Here is an 18,129-nt window from a genome sequence, read left to right as displayed (position 1 = left end):
TTAAGCAGTATGGCAACCACTGAAAAAGGCATATTAAACAGATTATATTTCGTTGCAGGATGTATGTTCATCTTTGCAATAGCTGTTGTTGTGAAGCTAATGGATATCCAGTTTGTAGAAGGGGAGCATTATAAGCAGCTTTCTGAAGAACGTGTATATCGTAACTTTACCATTCCTGCAAACCGTGGTAATCTTTATGATTCTAATGGAAGCCTTTTAGCAGCTTCAGTACCTAAATATGATATTAGGTTTGATGCGGTAACAGTTTCAGATAAAGTTTTTGAAGAGAATGTGCTACCGCTTTCTAAAGAGTTAGCTAAGATGCTGGGAAATACCTCTTCTTATTACGTACATAAATTAAGAACTGCCAGAGCACACAATCAACGATACGTATTAATCACCCGCGGTCTTGGATATTCTGAATATATGAAGATCAAGACCTTTCCGATTTTTAATTTGGGAGCCTATAAGGGCGGACTCATTGTGGAGCAACGGACGGTAAGGGAACATCCTTTGGGTAAAATGGCCGAGCGTACCGTGGGTTACGAGCGTCAGGATGAGGAAGGGTATTTTACAAGAGTAGGTCTCGAGGGGGCTTTTGGACCTTATTTAAGAGGGACGGATGGTCATCGTTTAAAGCAAAAAATAGCTAAAGGACAATGGAAGCCTATTAGTGATAATAATGAAGTGGAACCTAGAGATGGCTATGACGTAATTTCTACCATCGATGTGAATATTCAGGATATTGCCCATCATGCTTTGTTAAAGCAGCTTGAAGATTTTGAAGCTGAGCATGGTACCGTGATCGTTATGGAAACCGCAACCGGCGAGATCAAAGCGATGTCCAATCTTGGTCGTACAGACGAAGGTACATATTACGAAAAAAGAAACTATGCGGTGTACGAAGCACACGAGCCTGGTTCTACATTTAAGTTAATGGCGATGGTGGCTGCCCTTGAAGATGGAGTGATCGATACGAGCCAGATTGTGGATACAGAGAATGGTGTGGTTCGTTTTTACGGGAGAGCAGTGCGGGATTCGCATCATGGAGGTTATGGTAAAATTTCTGCGGCAAGAGCTTTCGAGGTTTCTTCAAATACGGCTTTCACAAAAATGATTTCTGAAGGATATAAAAATAATCCCGGCAAATTTGTAGACCGGCTTGACGATATGGGGGTGACCCGAAAAATTGGTTTAGAAATAAAAGGGGAAGGAACTCCTCGAATTCCACATCCCGATGATAAGGGATGGAATGGTTTAAGTCTTCCCTGGATGGCGTTTGGTTATGGTGTAGCGGTTACTCCGTTACAAACCTTAACTTTTTATAATGCGATAGCCAATGATGGCGAAATGGTAAAGCCCCGTTTTATAAAAGAAGTAAAAGAGTGGGATAAAACCATTGTGAAAATGGAGCGTGAGGTGATGAATCCCGCTATCTGTTCTCCAGAGACGGCAAAGAAAGTGCGGGAAATGATGAAAAATACCGTAAAACGCGGTACAGCCGCTAATATCTACACACCAAATTTTTCGATGGCGGGAAAAACCGGTACCTGCCAAACCGAATACTGGATAGAGCCGGGAAGATATATTGCTTCTTTCGCCGGTTATTTTCCTGCCGATAATCCAAAATACTCCTGTATTGTCGTGATACATAAACCAAATCGAAGCAAGGGCTATTACGGGAACACCGTAGCAGCACCGGTTTTTAAAAGAATAGCGCAAAAAATTTATACCGATACGCCAATTATGGATGAGCTTCCTTCTTTAGAAGTAGAAAGCGAAGCGGTAGAAAAGGATTTTGAAAAATATTATACCAAGGTTCAGAACGAAAAAGTACTTATGCCCAATGTAAAAGGGATGCCGGCAATGGATGCTATTCCGCTTTTAGAGAATCTAGGTTTAAAAGTGCAGGTTAATGGTGATGGGATTGTTAAAAGTCAGTCGATCACCGCTGGACAAAAAATAAAAAGTAACCAAAAAGTAAATCTGAAATTAAGTTGATAATACTTAAGGATATATTATATAAGGTAAGTATGGAATCTGTGGTAGGAAATACCGCAGTTGCGATCAAGAATATTCATTTTGACTCGAGAAAAGTTGAAATGAATGATGTTTTTGTAGCAATTACGGGTAGCGTTTCCAACGGACATGATTTTATAGAAAAAGCCATTAACCAGGGAGCTTTGGTAATTATTTGCGAAAAGCTTCCAAATGATATTGTAAATGGCGTTACTTATGTACAGGTAGCAAATTCTAAGGAAGCGCTGGCCTATATGGCAGCCAATTTCTATGAAAATCCTTCAGATAAACTAAAATTGGTTGGCGTTACCGGTACCAATGGGAAAACGACTATCGCCACTTTATTGTATGATTTATTTACCAAAGCAGGTTTTAAAGTAGGCTTACTTTCTACAGTAAAAGTAATGGTGGGCGAGACATTTTATGATGCCGAGAGAACAACACCAGATTCGTTAACCATCAATCATTATTTAGCTGAAATGAACGAAGAAGGTGTGGAATATTGCTTTATGGAAGTAAGTTCTCATGGGATTGACCAGCATCGTACCACGGGCTTAGTCTTTGCCGGAGGGATTTTTACCAATCTTAGTCATGATCATTTAGACTATCATTCCAGTTTTGCGGAATATCGCGATGTGAAAAAGCGGTTCTTTGACGAGTTACCGGCATCAGCATTTGCGTTAACAAATGTAGATGATAAGAATGGAGAGGTTATGCTTCAAAATACCAAAGCTAAGCAGTATACCTACGGGTTAAAGAATTACGCGGACTATAAAGCACAAATCCTCGAAAATCAATTTACCGGATTATTACTTAAAATCAACGATCAGGAAGTTTGGTCAAGACTAATAGGGAGTTTTAATGCTTATAATATTTTGGCGATTTACGCCGCTGCGGAATTATTAGGATTAGAAACTTTAGAAAACCTGAAATTCATCAGTGAACTCCATTCTGTTAATGGTCGTTTCCAGTACTTTATCTCTCCCGAAGAAAAAATTACGGCAATAGTGGACTATGCGCATACACCAGATGCATTAAAAAATGTACTGGACACCATTAATGCAATTAGAACCAAAAATGAAGAACTGATTACGGTTGTAGGCTGTGGAGGTGACAGGGATCGTACTAAAAGACCAAAAATGGGGCATATTGCTTCGGCATTAAGTTCCAAAGTGATTTTTACCAGTGATAATCCAAGAACTGAAGATGCAGATGCTATTATTGAAGAGATAGAAAAAGGGGTGGAGCCTCAGAATTTTAATAAAACAGTTTCAATAAGCAATAGAAAACAAGCCATTAAAACCGCTTGCCAAATGGCACAAGCCAATGATATCATATTAATCGCAGGGAAAGGTCATGAAACCTATCAGGAAGTGAACGGTCAAAAACATGATTTTGACGATTATAAGATAGTGAGTGAATTTTTAAAACAGCTAAAAAAGTAATGCCAAAAGGCAGAATATTAGAATATGCTTTATTATTTATTTCAATTTTTAGAAGATAAATATCAGTTCCCAGGAGCTCAGCTGTTTGAATATCTTTCATTCCGCTCGGCAATGGCTATACTTTTGTCACTGTTAATTTCTACTATCTACGGTAAAAGAATTATCAACTATTTGCAAACCAAACAAATTGGAGAAAGTGTAAGAGAACTGGGTTTACAGGGGCAAAGTGAAAAAGCTGGTACACCAACCATGGGTGGTATTATCATTATTATTTCTACTCTTATCCCCGTGTTGCTTCTCGCTAAATTAGAGAACATTTACGTGATTTTATTAATCATTACCACGCTTTGGATGGGAGCCATTGGTTTTCTGGATGATTATATAAAGACGTTTAAAAAGGATAAAGAAGGATTACCTGGTAAATTTAAAATTATAGGGCAGATAGGTTTGGGATTGATCGTGGGGTGCATTATGTATTTCAATGACGGTATTACCGTTAAAGAAAAGGCAAACCCTAAAGAAGTAATCTCTCAGGAAATGATGCTGGGAACTAACAAATTGCCAGAAATGGGACCAGAGCAAAAAACACTTACGACCACTATTCCTTTTGTTAAAAATAATGAGTTCGATTATTCTAGAATTATTTCATGGATAAATCCGGATTTGGCGAAATACGCCTGGGTTATTTTCATCCCTATTGTGATATTTATTGTAACGGCAGTTTCTAACGGCGCTAATTTAACCGATGGAATTGACGGTTTAGCTGCAGGGTCTTCCGCAATCATTGTACTGACATTGGGCATTTTTGCATGGGTTTCTGGTAATATCATTTTTTCAGATTATCTGAATATCATGTATATCCCAAATTCTGGGGAAATGACCATATATATTACGGCATTCGCCGGAGCCTTGGTTGGTTTCTTGTGGTATAATACTTATCCGGCTCAGGTTTTTATGGGAGACACTGGAAGCTTAACGATTGGTGGAATTATCGCTGTACTGGCTATTGCTACTAGAAAAGAATTATTGATCCCTATTTTATGCGGAATTTTTCTGGTAGAAAATCTATCGGTAATGCTTCAGGTAGCCTGGTTTAAATACACCAAAAAAAGATTTGGCGAAGGACGAAGGATTTTCCTGATGTCTCCTTTGCATCACCATTACCAAAAGAAAGGACATCATGAAAGTAAAATTGTTGTTCGCTTTTGGGTAGTAGGTATTTTCCTGGCTATTCTAACCATTGTGACACTTAAACTTCGATAACATTGAAGAAGAAGATTGTCATACTTGGTGGGGGAGAAAGTGGTGTGGGTACTGCTATTTTGGCTAAAAAAGAAGGCTATAAGATTTGGCTTTCAGATAAAGGAAAAATAAAAGAGAAATATAAAAATGTTCTTGAACATCTTGAAATAGACTGGGAGGAAGAAAAGCATACCGAATCGCAGATTTTTGATGCCGATGTGGTAATGAAAAGTCCGGGTATTCCAGATACGGTGCCCATGATTAAAGCGCTTAGAGCAAAAGGAATTCCGGTAATTTCTGAAATAGAATTTGCTGCCCAATATACCAGTGCTGTGATTGTGGGGATCACCGGGAGTAATGGGAAAACAACGACCACAAAATTAACCCATCATATATTAAAGGATGGTGGTTTGCAGGTGGGAATGGCCGGTAATGTAGGAGATAGCTTTGCAAAACAGGTGGCCGAAACTAATGCAGGTTACTATGTGTTAGAGCTGAGTAGCTTTCAATTAGACGGAATTGAAAAATTTAGGCCACATATAGCGGTATTAACCAATATTACTCCAGATCATTTAGATCGATATGAGTATAAGTTTGAAAATTATATTGAAGCTAAGTTCAGGATTACGAAGAACCAAACTAAGGACGATTATTTTATTTATGACGCAGATGATGAGGTTATCACAAACTGGCTAAAAACCAACAAAATTGAAGCGCAGTTATTGCCATTTTCGCTGGAGAGAAAGCTGGAGAATGGCGCTTATTTAGAAAACGATACAATTATTATAAAGACAGAAAATACAGAGCTTACTATGGCTACTTCAGATTTAACATTACAAGGGAAACACAATACAAAAAATGCAATGGCGGCTGCTACTGTGGCAAAGCTTTTAAAAATAAGGAAGAATACAATCCGTGAAAGCATGGAGAGTTTTCAGGGAGTGGAGCACCGCTTGGAGAAAGTACTTAAAATTAATAATGTTCAGTATATCAACGATTCTAAAGCAACTAACGTAAATGCTACCTACTATGCTTTAGAAAGTATGGAAGGTCAAACCGTTTGGATTTTAGGCGGGGTTGATAAAGGGAATGTGTATGACGAACTTTTACCCCTGGTGAACGAAAAAGTAAAAGCAATTATCTGCCTTGGGGTAGATAATACCAAGATCATGAATTCTTTTGGGAATTGTGTAGAAACCTTGATAGAAACCCAAAGTATGAGTGAAGCGGTTAAAATGGCATATAGACTATCTGAAAAAGGAGATACGGTGTTGCTTTCTCCTGCCTGTGCAAGTTTCGATCTTTTTGAGAATTATGAAGATCGCGGAAGGCAGTTTAAAGAAGCGGTTAGAAATTTATAGAATAGTAGGATCAGTTAGTTAAACTGAAAAAGCGGAATGGGAAACATTTTTGCAAATATTAAAGGAGATAAGGTAATCTGGGCTACTGCCGGGCTACTGGCGATATTTTCATTTTTGCCGGTTTACAGCGCCAGTAGTAACATCGCGTACCTGTATGGAGATGGAAGTACTTTTAAATATTTGATCGTTCATTTTTTTCATTTACTACTGGGCTTTTGTGTGTTGTTCGCAGCACATAAAGTGCCATACCATTATTATAGGGGCTTATCGATTTTAATGTTGCCGGTGGTCATTGTATTATTGATTTACACCATGGCGCAGGGAACGGTTATCGACGGGGCAAATGCCAGTAGATGGATAAGGATTCCCGTCTTAGGGGTTACCTTTCAGTCTTCTACGTTTGCAGCGGTGGTTTTAATGATTTATGTCGCAAGGTATATGTCTAAAATTACCGAGAAGAAAATCACTTTTAAAGAAACAATTTTACCGCTTTGGGTGCCTGTAGGTTCAGTATTAATGTTAATTTTGCCGGCCAATTTTTCCACTACTGCGATCATTTTTGCTATGGTTTTGGTACTCATGTTTTTAGGTGGTTATCCGGTAAAATACCTGTTAGCAATTGTGTTTGCGGGAGTGATTTTATTCGGGATTTTTGTTTTAGCGGCTAAGGCGTTTCCCGGTGTTTTACCAAACAGGGTAGATACCTGGACAAGTAGGATAGAAAATTTTACGAACGACGAAGATACCGAAGCCGATTATCAAATTGAAAGAGCAAAGATAGCCATTGCCAGAGGTGGTATTGCGGGTACTGGGATTGGAAAAAGCGTACAGCGAAACTTTTTGCCACAATCTTCTTCGGATTTTATCTATGCGATAATTGTCGAAGAAATGGGGCTTATTGGTGCTCTTGGAGTCATGCTGGCGTATTTGATGATTTTGTTCAGGATTATTATCGTGGCCACTAAGGCTAATACCGTATTTGGAAAACTATTAGTAATGGGGGTAGGTATTCCCATTATTTTCCAGGCATTGGTGAATATGGCAGTTGCGGTAGAATTATTTCCGGTAACGGGGCAAACACTTCCGCTAGTGAGTAGTGGGGGGACCTCAATCTGGATGACCTGCCTTTCATTGGGAATTATTCTTAGTGTAAGTGCAAAAAGAGAAGAAGAAAAAGAAACTGAGGAAGCTGAAAGAAATGCGGAGGACGAAAATCCTTTGGATATTTTAAGTGAAGCAATATGAGTAAAGATTTACGCATCATATTATCCGGTGGAGGAACGGGTGGTCATATTTACCCGGCTATCGCTATTGCCGATGAGGTAAAGCGCCGCTATCCCGATGCGCAGATCAAATTTGTTGGAGCACAGGATAAAATGGAGATGGAGAAAGTGCCACAAGCCGGTTACGAGATCGAAGGTCTTTGGATAAGTGGTTTGCAGCGAAAGCTTACGCTTAAAAATCTGATGTTTCCATTTAAATTAATAAGCAGTATTAGGAAGTCCCAAAGGATTATTAAGGACTTTAAACCAAATGTTGCGGTGGGTACAGGTGGATTTGCCAGTGGTCCTTTACTGCATGTAGCTAATAAACAGAAAATACCAACTTTGCTTCAGGAGCAAAATTCATTTCCAGGAATTACCAATAAGATCCTGGCAAAAAAAGCTAATATCATTTGTGCGGCCTATGATGAAGTTAAGCGATTTTTTCCGCAGGAAAAGGTGAAAAAAACCGGAAACCCGGTACGACAGGACTTGCTCAATATTGATACTAAAAGAGAAGAAGCCCAGCAGTTCTTTAAGTTGGATGCAGACAAAAAAACAGTATTAGTACTTGGAGGAAGTTTGGGGGCAAGAAGGGTGAATCAGTTAATCGCTGAGTATGCTGATAAATTAAAAAAAGAAGATATTCAGTTAATCTGGCAATGTGGAAAATTATATTATGAGGACTATAAATCTTATACTGAAGGTACTGTTCAGGTACATCAGTTTTTAAATAGAATGGATCTGGCCTATGCTGCGGCAGATGTGATTATTTCCAGAGCAGGAGCGGGTAGTGTTTCAGAATTGTGCATCGTGGGAAAACCGGTAATTTTTATTCCGTCCCCTAATGTAGCTGAAGATCATCAGACTAAAAACGCGATGGCGGTTACAAAGAATGAAGCGGCTATCACCATAGCAGAAACTCAGCTGGAAGAAAAATTTGAAAGTGCTTTTTTCGATTTGCTTGAGAATCAAAGTAAGCAAAAAGAATTAAGTAGAAATATTAAGAAAATGGCTTTGCCAAACGCAACGTCCAGTATTGTAGATGAAATTGAAAAGCTAATTATCAGAAAAGCCTAATTTGAATAATTTAAGTCACATACAAAACTATTATTTTATCGGTATTGGCGGTATTGGGATGAGTGCGTTGGCGCGTTTTTTTAAATCCCAGGGTAAATATGTTGCCGGTTACGATAAAACAGCATCAGTGCTTACCAAGGAACTGGAGGCTGAAGGTATTTTAGTGACTTTTAAGGATGATATTAGTGAAATTCCTAAGCAATTCAAAGATTCAGAAAAGACACTGGTGGTATATACTCCTGCAGTTCCTAAAGAGAATTTGCAACTTCAATATTTTATTGAAGAGCAGTTTATCCTGAAAAAGCGTGCTGAGGTACTGGGCTTGATTAGCAGTAATCGCTTTACACTTGCTGTTGCGGGTACACACGGTAAAACCACAACAACCGCAATCTTAGGTCATTTACTAAAAGAAACCAATGCTCCGGTAACGGCATTTCTTGGTGGAGTGAGTGAAGATATACAGAGTAATTTAATTTTGAAAGGCGATGAGGTGATAGTGGCTGAAGCTGATGAGTTTGATCGCTCCTTTCTTCATCTTTCGCCAAATATCGCTGCCATAAATTCTATGGATGCTGATCATTTGGATATCTATGGTGTGAACGAACATTTGCAGGCTTCATTTAAAGCTTTTGCAGCCTTGCTTCCCAAAGATGGAATACTTTTCGTTAAAAACGGACTTCCACTTGAAGGAAAAACAATTGGAATTGAAGATGATGCAGATTTTTCAGCAATCAACATAAAAATACTAGGTGGAAATTATCATTTTGATCTTAAGACGCCTACAGAAATTATTGAAGGATTTACGCTACACCTCCCCGGTAGGCATAATGTTCTTAACGCTGTAACCGCACTGGCTATGGCGCTGGAGTATGGTAGCCCAGCAGAACAGTTGAGGGATGCGTTACAAAGCTTTAAAGGAATAAGAAGACGTTTTTCGTATAAAATTAAGACAGATCAAAAAGTTTTAATTGATGATTATGCGCACCATCCGGCCGAGATTAAAGCCGTTTTTGAAGCGGTAAGGGAAATGTATCCTAAAATGAAGAATTTGGTGGTTTTTCAGCCACATTTATTTAGCAGAACCAGAGATTTTGTAGATGACTTTGCTGAAAAATTATCACAATTTGATGAGGTAATGCTTATGGATATCTATCCGGCCAGAGAAAAGCCAATAGAAGGAGTAGATTCCCAATGGTTATTAGAGAAAATAAATAATCCTAATAAGCAATTGGTAAAGCGAGAAGAATTATCGGCTAAAATCATTACGTCTAAAGCTAAGGTTGTTTTAATGCTTGGCGCCGGAGATATAGGAAATGAAGTTGAAACCGTAAAAAGAGCCCTGGAAGATGAAATCTAAATTAGGTTACATAAAATTTGTGCTTTTGCTGGCTTTAATGGCTTTTTTATATGGCTTTGCTGAAAAAAGGCACAGTCAACGAAAATTAACAGGTTCTGAAGTTCATTTTACAGATAACGAAAACCTGTATGTTACTGTAGATGCGGTTAATAAGTTGTTGATACAAAATGAAGAGGCCAACGCAAACTTGGGGCAGGAAACTTTAGATTTGAATAAGGTAGAAACACTGCTCAATAGTCACGATATGATAGAGAATGCCGAGGTTTTCTTAAGGTTAGATGGGAAACTTTCAGCAATTGTTACGCAGCGTAAACCTATTGGAAGAGCTGTAGGAAATACTTCATTTTACCTGGATAAAAACGGGGAGGTAATGCCGTTATCAGAAAATTTTTCAGCAAGAGTGCCTCTTATGTTAGGTTTTGATGAATCGAATATTTTAACGGCTTATCCGTTGGTAAGCTATATAAAAAATGATAGTTTCTTAAGTAAGCATATTACTACTATCCAACGTTTGGAAAACGGACGATATGAGCTGAAACTGCGAAAAGCAGATTTTGTAGTTTATTTTGGAGAGATTAAAAACATAGCTTTAAAATTCAATAATTTCAAAGCATTTTATAAAAAGGCATTAAAAGATAAAAAGTTAGATACCTATAAAAGAGTGAATCTACAGTTTGGTAATCAGGTTGTATGCACTAAAAAGTAAGATATGGAGCAAAAGGATATTGCAGTAGGATTAGATATAGGGACGACAAAGATTGTTGCCATGATTGGCAAGAAGAATGAGTATGGTAAAGTAGAGATCGTTGGGATTGGGAAGTCCAGAAGCCTTGGTGTGCACCGTGGTGTGGTAAATAATATTACACAAACTATTCAATCTATACAGCAGGCGATTCAGGAAGCTGAAGCAGACTCTGGTCAAAAGATTAAAGATGTAGTGGTAGGAATTGCGGGGCAGCATATTAGAAGTTTACAGCATAGTGATTATATCACCAGGCCAAACCCTGAAGAGGTCATCGATGCTGAAGATATTCATAGCTTATGCAATCAGGTACATAAACTGGTAATGTTACCCGGGGAAGAGATTATTCACGTACTTCCGCAGGAATATAAAGTAGATGGGCAGGCTGAAATTAAAGAGCCTATCGGGATGTATGGTGGTCGCCTTGAAGCCAATTTTCACGTTGTAGTTGGCCAGGTTTCTTCTATAAGAAATATTGGTCGCTGTGTAAAAAGTGCTGGTTTAGATCTTTCAGCCGTTACCCTGGAGCCCTTGGCATCAGCAAATGCAGTCCTTAGTCAGGAAGAAAAAGAAGCAGGGGTGGCACTTATAGATATAGGTGGCGGAACTACTGATCTTGCAATTTTTAAAGATGGTATTATCAGGCATACTGCGGTAATTCCTTTTGGAGGGAACGTAATTACTGAAGATATCAAAGAAGGTTGCTCGATTATTGAGAAGCAGGCAGAATTGCTAAAAATAAAATTTGGATCAGCCTGGCCCGGAGAGAATAAGGATAACGAGATCGTTTCTATTCCGGGATTAAGAGGAAGGGAACCCAAAGAAATTACGCTTAAAAACCTTTCGAAAATCATTCACGCGCGTGTGGTAGAGATTATCGAACAGGTGTATTTAGAAATAAAAAATTACGGACACGAAGATCAGAAGAAAAAACTGATTGGTGGTCTTGTGTTAACCGGCGGAGGTGCACAGTTAAAGCATCTTAAGCAACTAGTGGAGTATATCACCGGAATGGATACCAGAATAGGTTTTCCTAATGAGCACCTGGCAGGAAATAATGATAGTGAAACTACCAGTCCGATGTATGCAACGGCAGTAGGATTGGTAATGAATAGTTTAGAAACCAGCAAAAGTAGTTTTCAGGAAGAAGCCGTTCTTAAGGAGAAAGAGCCGGAGCCGGTAACAGTAGCTGAAGAAGCAGAACCAGAGCGAGAAGAATCGCAAGTACAGGTAGAACAGCCTAAGCCCCGAAAAAGTATTTTCGATAAATGGGCAGAAAAGTTCAAAGATTTTTTAGATAACGCAGAGTAATACATAGCACAATAGAGAACCAGTAAAATTGAATTTATGAGCAATACAGAATTCGGAGACATTTCATTCGATTTACCTAAGAATCAATCGAACGTCATCAAAGTTATTGGTGTAGGTGGTGGCGGTAGTAATGCTATTAACCACATGTTCCAATTAGGGATTAAAGGAGTAGATTTTGTAATCTGTAATACCGATGCGCAGGCATTGGAAAACAGTACTGTTCCTAATAAGATCCAGTTGGGAGTTAGCCTAACCGAAGGACTTGGAGCGGGAGCAAATCCTGAAATTGGAGAACAGGCCGCAGTAGAGAGTTTTGATGAGATTAAAAACATGCTTGATGTAAATACCAAAATGGTATTTATTACCGCAGGTATGGGAGGAGGTACCGGTACTGGTGCCGCTCCGGTAATCGCAAAACAGGCTAAAGAAATGGATATTCTTACGGTAGGTATCGTAACTATTCCTTTTCAGTTTGAAGGTAGAATGAGAAATGAGCAGGCTCAAAGAGGTGTCGAAAAACTTCGTTCTCATGTAGATTCTTTAATTGTGATTAATAATAATAAGCTTCGTGAAGTTTATGGAAACTTAGGTTTTAAAGCCGGTTTTTCTAAAGCCGATGAAGTTTTAGCAACTGCTTCCCGTGGTATTGCTGAAGTTATAACCCATCACTATACTCAAAACATTGACCTTAGGGATGCTAAAACTGTATTGAGTAATAGTGGTACGGCGATTATGGGATCTGCGTCGGCGTCAGGGGCAAATAGAGCTCAGGATGCTATTGCCAAAGCTTTAGATTCGCCATTATTAAATGATAACAAGATTACCGGTGCTCAAAATGTATTGCTATTAATTGTTTCCGGTTCCGAAGAAATTACTATTGATGAGATTGGTGAAATTAACGATCATATTCAGGCAGAAGCTGGTCACAGTGCCAATATCATTATGGGGGTTGGTGAAGATGAAGCCTTAGAAGGAGCGATTTCTGTTACGATCATTGCGACTGGTTTCAATGTAGAGCAGCAGGATGAAATCACCAATACTGAAACCAAAAAAATTATCCATACGCTGGAAGACGAGCAGAAAGCGGAGCATGAATTCCCTTCTAATCGTTCTCATGCAGGTTCGTTTACCGAACTTCCTTTACCAGAGGAAAAGAAAGAACCGGAACAGCCAAAAAAGATCGTTCATACCTTAGATGAAAATTTGGATGAAGTTGAAGCTCCCACACCTAAAAGTCCCCAGCAGGTAGTCCAAAAACAAGTTCAGCAAGAGGCTAAAATTACTGAGGTAAAACAGGTGCAGCCAACACCTGCTAAAGATCCAGATCTTTATACTCCACCTTCAGCATATAACATGGATGTGTTTTATGATGAGGTAAACCCGGAAGATTTTGTGATCAATGATACCAATGCAGAAGTTGATGAAGTGGAAGTAAAGGATGATGAGAACGATGAAGAACAATTTATGTTCACTTTTGATTTTCCGATAAATCAGGAAGAAGAAAAGCGGGAGCAACCAAAAGCTGAAATTCCTAAGCCAGAGGTAGAACAAACACCTAAGCAGGAAACGGTAAAAAGGCATGTGCTGAATACTGAAGATGCCGAAGAGCCCAGTTACGAGGTAAAGAATATCGAAGTAAACGAGCCGGTAGAAGTTATTCCAGCCACTGAGAATGCTTCTAACGGAACGGTAAAAAGATATAGCCTGGATGATTATATGGAATTCGAGCAGCAATTAGAAAACTCTAAGCCTGCAAAGAAACAAGAGAGCGAAGCACCTAAAGATGAAACTATTGCTTTTGAGAAGCGTACGGTACAGCCAACACCAAAAAAGCAAGAGGAGCAGGATGAAAATCCTTTTAATAATCCAATTCCAGAGCATGTGGTAGAACGTGCTGCAGAGCGTCGCGCTAAAATGAAGGAATTTAATTATAAGTTTAGAGGTAATGCTTCGCAGATAGAGGAAATTGAAAAACAACCTGCTTATAAAAGAGCTGGGATTAATCTGGATAGCACAAATTACGGTGAGAATAAAATGTCCAGAACAAGTTTAGGGCAAGACGAAAATAACGATCTTCAGTTTAGAAGAAATAATTCGTTTTTACATGATAATGTGGACTAAATAACCAATCATTTATTATATACAAAGAAAGGAGGCAATTTGCCTCCTTTCTTTTTGTATTAAATCGCTGCGGATTATAAATCTTTTTTATTCTCTGCCTGAATCACATCTGTGTCTTTTCTATATTTAAGAAGGCTAATACCCGCTAAAAAAAAGATAAACCCAATAATGCTCAAAGCCCACGGGCTTAATGCTAACGCAAGGCTACCAAAGATACCTAATATTCCCATCACTAGCGCAATAGCGCCTCCTACGGTTAATATAAGTGCAAAAATCTTAATCATAATTGTCGATTTTATTTAATTGTTGCACTAATTTATATAATTAACTGATATTCAGTTTGTAATTAACAAATTGTAAGGCTTTTTAGAAAATTCTATGTAGATGGAATAGACCATTTTTTAATTTGGTTTATAGCTTCATTTTCATCTTCCCAACCTTTTATTTTCAGGCTATTATCTTTATCGTAGCTTAAAAACCAAAGCTCAATAATTTCTTTAGCTTCGGGATAATTGTTTAGGAAAACTTTATAAGACTCAGCTTTAAAGATTTGATCTTTTTTTAGCGCAGGTACGGCGATAATCTTATCATCCTGCTCTCCTTCATCCAGTAATTTTAAAACTGCTATTGGTTTTATGGGGATAATCTCTCCTGTTTTTACAGATTGTCCTAAAATAAGCACATCCAAGGCATCCCCATCACCACCTTTTTCAGGATCTGAATAGGTTGAAGGAATAAAACCGTAATTGCCGGGATAAGGGAGAAATTCTATAATCCTGTCGATTCCGTTTCGTTGATCGGGAATAAACTTCTTTGATGAATGATCAAACTCCAGTTTTAGGTTAGTGCCAGAAGGTATTTCGACTACGGCCTGGTAATTTCCGTTTTTGTCTTTTAAAGGGAGATTCTCATAGTCTGGAGGAGTGTTACAACTAAAAGCGATAAATATATTACAGAATATGAGAATCTTTAATTTTTGCATGATTGATATCTTAGTCCCAGTAGATCATAAAATATTTAAATTTAGCATCATCTGGAATTTGTGAAGATCTGATTTTTGTATCGGTATCATAACGTAAACTGGATGGTAATTCTTTCTTATCAATGGTGATGTAGGCGTTGATTTCGTCTAGAAATACCACGGCTGAACTAATCGTGTTCTCAATTCTTGAGATTTGATAATTTTCTACAATATCTTTAAAAGTACTTGCGGTATTTAAACCCGCCTTGGTTTTAAATCGTGGGTCCAAAACTCGTATATAACCAATAGTGCTTGTGCTATCGAATTCCTGTGCAGGTTCAAGGATGAGCAAAGGATCGCCTCCTTTTTCGAAAACCTTAACCTCATTCGTTGCTCTTAATTGCATTGGACCACTGGTTTCTTTTACCAGGGAATCTTCGTGATATAACGAATCTAACTGATTGATTTTGATATCTTTTTTTAATTTTCCAACCTGCGTGGCGGTAATTAAAAAGGGATTGTTTTCATCTTTTTGGCAAGAACTTAGGAATATGGCAGTTAAAGTGAAAATTGCCAGTAAGTGTTTCTTCATAGTTAATTTAATTACTTTTCTATTTGTTGAATTTGGCGTATCTGGATTAACGGAAAAACTTAAATTTTGGTATTTCTTGAATATAAAATACCTGCTAAATTTTTCGGATTTCAATCGGTTTAGATTTCTTAAATTTTTATAAAAGTAAACAATACCTTGTAATGGCGGGCAAAGATTTTTTTAGTATGCAATTAGATTACGGCGGCTTCCAATAATTGAATTGTTCCCGCGCTAGCATCTATTTTAGCTTCAATTCCATTAGGGATCGTGCTGTTATCATCGATATGTCCGATCATGGCTCCGCTAAAAGCCGGAATGCCCAAAGGTTTAATGTAATGGTCCAGTACCTCTTCCAGAGTTAAGCTTCCATAGCCACTTCCTCCAGGGTCACATTCTGTACATTTCCCAAAAATAAAACCTGTAATTTGCTTAAAAACTCCGCCAAGTTGTAGTTGCGTCATCATTCGATCTACAGCATATACTTTTTCGCCAACATCTTCGATGTATAAAATTTTGTTATTCCAGTCGTCAGGGAAATATTTGCTGCCCATAATCCCTGTTAACACAGAAAGGTTGCCTCCTAATAGTCTACCTTTTCCAGTTCCCGGTGTTATAGTACGTGTTCGATTGGCGATCTGCGTAAGATTATCGCCAAGTGATTTTGGATTCTCCAATAGCGGACTTTCTTTGTTGAATAAAATAGCCTTTAGATGGGAAACGCTAAAAGTGTTCCAGGTAGAAACTGCCACCGGAGCGTGAAAAGTTACTAAACCTGTTTTTTCGAAAATAGCCAAATGTAAAGCGGTAATATCACTATAGCCAATAAAGATTTTTGGATTCTCTTTAATGGCCTGGTAGTCCAAAAGTTCCAGAATTCGGGCAGAACCAGAGCCACCGCGTAAAGCAATAATCGCATCTATAGATTTATCTTTAAACATGGCATTTAATTCACCCGCCCGTTCTTTGTCGGTACCTGCCAGGTGACCATATCTATTTTTGACAAATTCGCCAAACTTTACTTTTAGTCCCATCGCTTCAAAAGATTCTTTGGCGATTTGATAAGGTTCGGTTTCAAAAATAGCACTTGCCGGACTCACAATTCCTATAGTATCTCCTACTTTTAAAGCCTTAGGTTTAATGATATCTTTAGATTCATAATTTCTATAGAAACTTGTGGTCGCATAGGAACTTAAAGGAATAGCAAGACTGCTTAGTCCAATATTTTGTAGAAATTTACGTCTTTGCATGATGAGTATTTCAAGTATTAATATTGATCACGAACAGTGGTTAAAACTTCTTCCATTGCTTGTTTAAGCTTCGAATTAGGAACGATGTAGTTGCTGTTCATAAAACTAAAATATAAGGTTTTTCCGCTTTTGGTGATTAAAAGTCCGCTTAGTGAGTGATTGTTTCTAAGTGTCCCCGTTTTAGCGTAAATATAAGGTTTAATTGCTTTATAGGAATTTTTAAGCGTGCCGGATTCACCACTTGCCGGTAATAAGGCTTTAAATTTTTCTTCCCCAATTTCATCAGTGATTTTTGAAATTAACTTCACAATACTGCGTGGAGTAAAAAGATTGTAGCGAGTTAGGCCAGAGCCGTCATGCCAGTTTATTTTGTCAGGAAGATCGCTTAATAAATTTTTCTGAGCATAATCTATTGCAATAGCTGTTTTTAAAGTGTCTGAAATTTCTCCTGCTGCAACGAGTAAAAGCTGTTCTGCAATAAAATTATCACTATCCTGAAGCATTTTTTTATATAAACTGTCTGAAGAGGTATTGTATATAATACGATCTAACGCTAAGTTTTTCGGTTTTTGCCGCAAAAGCATAACTTCTTTTTGCAGTGTATCGCTTAATAATTTAGCAGAAGTAAATTCAGATGTAATAAAAGGTACAGCACGGGTAGCATCTTCCTTTCTTTTTATGTTTTTTAACCTGAAGACGTTACTGTCGATATCCCTGTAAACACCCATTCCTAAGTCTTTAATTGTTTCGGTAGAAATTGAATCTTTAAAGATCACCGGATAGCTATTGGGTAAATTTTGACCATTTTGAAACCGAAATTCAACTACATTTCCATATAGTGGGAAGGCATTTCTTTCTGCCGAATAATAATCATTATAATCATCCCATGCCCAACCGGGACCAAATTTTTTTTCAGTAAAGCCAGGGGAAAGTAAGAACAGCTTTTTATCGGAATTTCGTAAAAAATCAAGTGTATTTTTAGCATCAAATTCGGCATAAAGAAAAGCAGGGTCGCCTGTTCCTTTAAAAATAAGACTGTCTCCGTGAGTTGCATATTTTAAGCTTGGCACAGAATCACCTATAATTTTAAGTGCTGTGTAAAAGGTGAATAATTTTGTGTTTGAGGCCGGGGTGAAGTATTTATTGCCGTTTTTATCGAATAAGATCTTGTTACTTCCTGGATCATAAATTACGAGTCCTGTAAAACCTTGTTTAAAAGCAGGCGAGTGGTCAAAAATCTGATTAATATTTTTTGTGTTTTTTAAAGAGGCGCAGCTAAGACAGGAAATGGAGAGTAAGAGAAAGATGAGTTTTATTTTAATTTGCATTTTTTAGAATCTTAACGGTTTAAAATGGCAATGTTATTTTTTTTTAGCTTTAAAAACATTT

At 38.0% G+C, this 18,129-nt stretch carries 15 protein-coding genes; 10 read left to right on the top strand and 5 right to left on the bottom strand.

The features are described 5' to 3' along the window. Positions 1 to 9: 9 nt before the first annotated feature. The 10 genes from ZPR_RS18040 to ftsZ are packed head-to-tail and all read left to right on the top strand — an operon-like array spanning position 10 to position 13,940. Positions 10 to 2,001, top strand: coding sequence for a penicillin-binding protein (locus ZPR_RS18040; protein ID WP_041579074.1), 1,992 nt, complete (start codon positions 10 to 12; stop codon positions 1,999 to 2,001). Beyond that, on the top strand, positions 1,998 to 3,464 hold the full coding sequence (locus ZPR_RS18035; protein ID WP_041579073.1) for a UDP-N-acetylmuramoyl-L-alanyl-D-glutamate--2,6-diaminopimelate ligase: 1,467 nt from the start codon (positions 1,998 to 2,000) through the stop codon (positions 3,462 to 3,464). Before ZPR_RS18040 ends, ZPR_RS18035 begins: the two co-directional genes overlap by 4 nt. Positions 3,465 to 3,488: 24 nt before the next feature. Continuing rightward, the gene (gene mraY / locus ZPR_RS18030; RefSeq protein ID WP_013073201.1) at positions 3,489 to 4,727 is read left to right on the top strand and encodes a phospho-N-acetylmuramoyl-pentapeptide-transferase; all 1,239 of its coding nucleotides are present in this window, start codon (positions 3,489 to 3,491) and stop codon (positions 4,725 to 4,727) included. Positions 4,728 to 4,729: 2 nt separating this feature from the next. Further along, entirely contained in the window at positions 4,730 to 6,067 is a 1,338-nt protein-coding gene (gene murD, locus ZPR_RS18025) for a UDP-N-acetylmuramoyl-L-alanine--D-glutamate ligase (RefSeq protein ID WP_013073200.1), read from the top strand. 36 nt (positions 6,068 to 6,103) lie between these two features. Further along, positions 6,104 to 7,312 (top strand): FtsW/RodA/SpoVE family cell cycle protein, encoded by a 1,209-nt coding sequence (locus ZPR_RS18020; RefSeq protein WP_013073199.1) that lies wholly within the window; start codon positions 6,104 to 6,106, stop codon positions 7,310 to 7,312. Further along, positions 7,309 to 8,409, top strand: a complete 1,101-nt coding sequence (gene murG / locus ZPR_RS18015) for an undecaprenyldiphospho-muramoylpentapeptide beta-N-acetylglucosaminyltransferase (protein WP_013073198.1) — start codon at positions 7,309 to 7,311, stop codon at positions 8,407 to 8,409. The genes ZPR_RS18020 and murG overlap by 4 nt, the downstream gene beginning before the upstream one ends. Position 8,410: 1 nt before the next feature. Further along, positions 8,411 to 9,766, top strand: a complete 1,356-nt coding sequence (murC, locus tag ZPR_RS18010; RefSeq protein ID WP_013073197.1) for a UDP-N-acetylmuramate--L-alanine ligase — start codon at positions 8,411 to 8,413, stop codon at positions 9,764 to 9,766. Then, complete coding sequence (locus tag ZPR_RS18005; protein WP_013073196.1) at positions 9,756 to 10,472, top strand: cell division protein FtsQ/DivIB; 717 nt, start codon at positions 9,756 to 9,758, stop codon at positions 10,470 to 10,472. The genes murC and ZPR_RS18005 overlap by 11 nt, the downstream gene beginning before the upstream one ends. Before the next feature lie 3 nt (positions 10,473 to 10,475). Then, positions 10,476 to 11,819, top strand: coding sequence for a cell division protein FtsA (gene ftsA / locus ZPR_RS18000; RefSeq protein WP_013073195.1), 1,344 nt, complete (start codon positions 10,476 to 10,478; stop codon positions 11,817 to 11,819). A 36-nt stretch (positions 11,820 to 11,855) separates the two neighbouring features. Next, positions 11,856 to 13,940 carry a cell division protein FtsZ gene (gene ftsZ, locus ZPR_RS17995; protein ID WP_013073194.1) on the top strand — a complete coding sequence of 695 codons (2,085 nt, stop codon included), beginning with the start codon at positions 11,856 to 11,858 and terminating at the stop codon, positions 13,938 to 13,940. A gap of 74 nt (positions 13,941 to 14,014) precedes the next feature. Here the strand turns inward: ftsZ and ZPR_RS17990 are convergent, their stop codons facing one another. The 5 genes from ZPR_RS17990 to ZPR_RS17970 form a co-directional block, all read right to left on the bottom strand. Beyond that, entirely contained in the window at positions 14,015 to 14,224 is a 210-nt protein-coding gene (locus tag ZPR_RS17990) for a hypothetical protein (RefSeq protein ID WP_013073193.1), read from the bottom strand. Positions 14,225 to 14,316: 92 nt separating this feature from the next. Further along, the gene (locus ZPR_RS17985) at positions 14,317 to 14,922 is read right to left on the bottom strand and encodes an inorganic diphosphatase (protein ID WP_013073192.1); all 606 of its coding nucleotides are present in this window, start codon (positions 14,920 to 14,922) and stop codon (positions 14,317 to 14,319) included. A 10-nt stretch (positions 14,923 to 14,932) separates the two neighbouring features. Continuing rightward, on the bottom strand, positions 14,933 to 15,493 hold the full coding sequence (locus ZPR_RS17980; RefSeq protein ID WP_041580104.1) for a hypothetical protein: 561 nt from the start codon (positions 15,491 to 15,493) through the stop codon (positions 14,933 to 14,935). Positions 15,494 to 15,684: 191 nt separating this feature from the next. After that, positions 15,685 to 16,740, bottom strand: coding sequence for a S66 peptidase family protein (locus tag ZPR_RS17975; RefSeq protein WP_013073190.1), 1,056 nt, complete (start codon positions 16,738 to 16,740; stop codon positions 15,685 to 15,687). Positions 16,741 to 16,757: 17 nt separating this feature from the next. Further along, the gene (locus ZPR_RS17970) at positions 16,758 to 18,068 is read right to left on the bottom strand and encodes a D-alanyl-D-alanine carboxypeptidase/D-alanyl-D-alanine-endopeptidase (protein ID WP_013073189.1); all 1,311 of its coding nucleotides are present in this window, start codon (positions 18,066 to 18,068) and stop codon (positions 16,758 to 16,760) included. Positions 18,069 to 18,129: the final 61 nt, after the last annotated feature.

This window comes from Zunongwangia profunda SM-A87, from assembly GCF_000023465.1.
GTDB classification, from domain to species: Bacteria; Bacteroidota; Bacteroidia; order Flavobacteriales; family Flavobacteriaceae; genus Zunongwangia; species Zunongwangia profunda.
The sequence above is the reverse complement of the archived record's forward strand: the minus strand, read 5'-3'. Positions and strand labels throughout refer to the sequence as shown.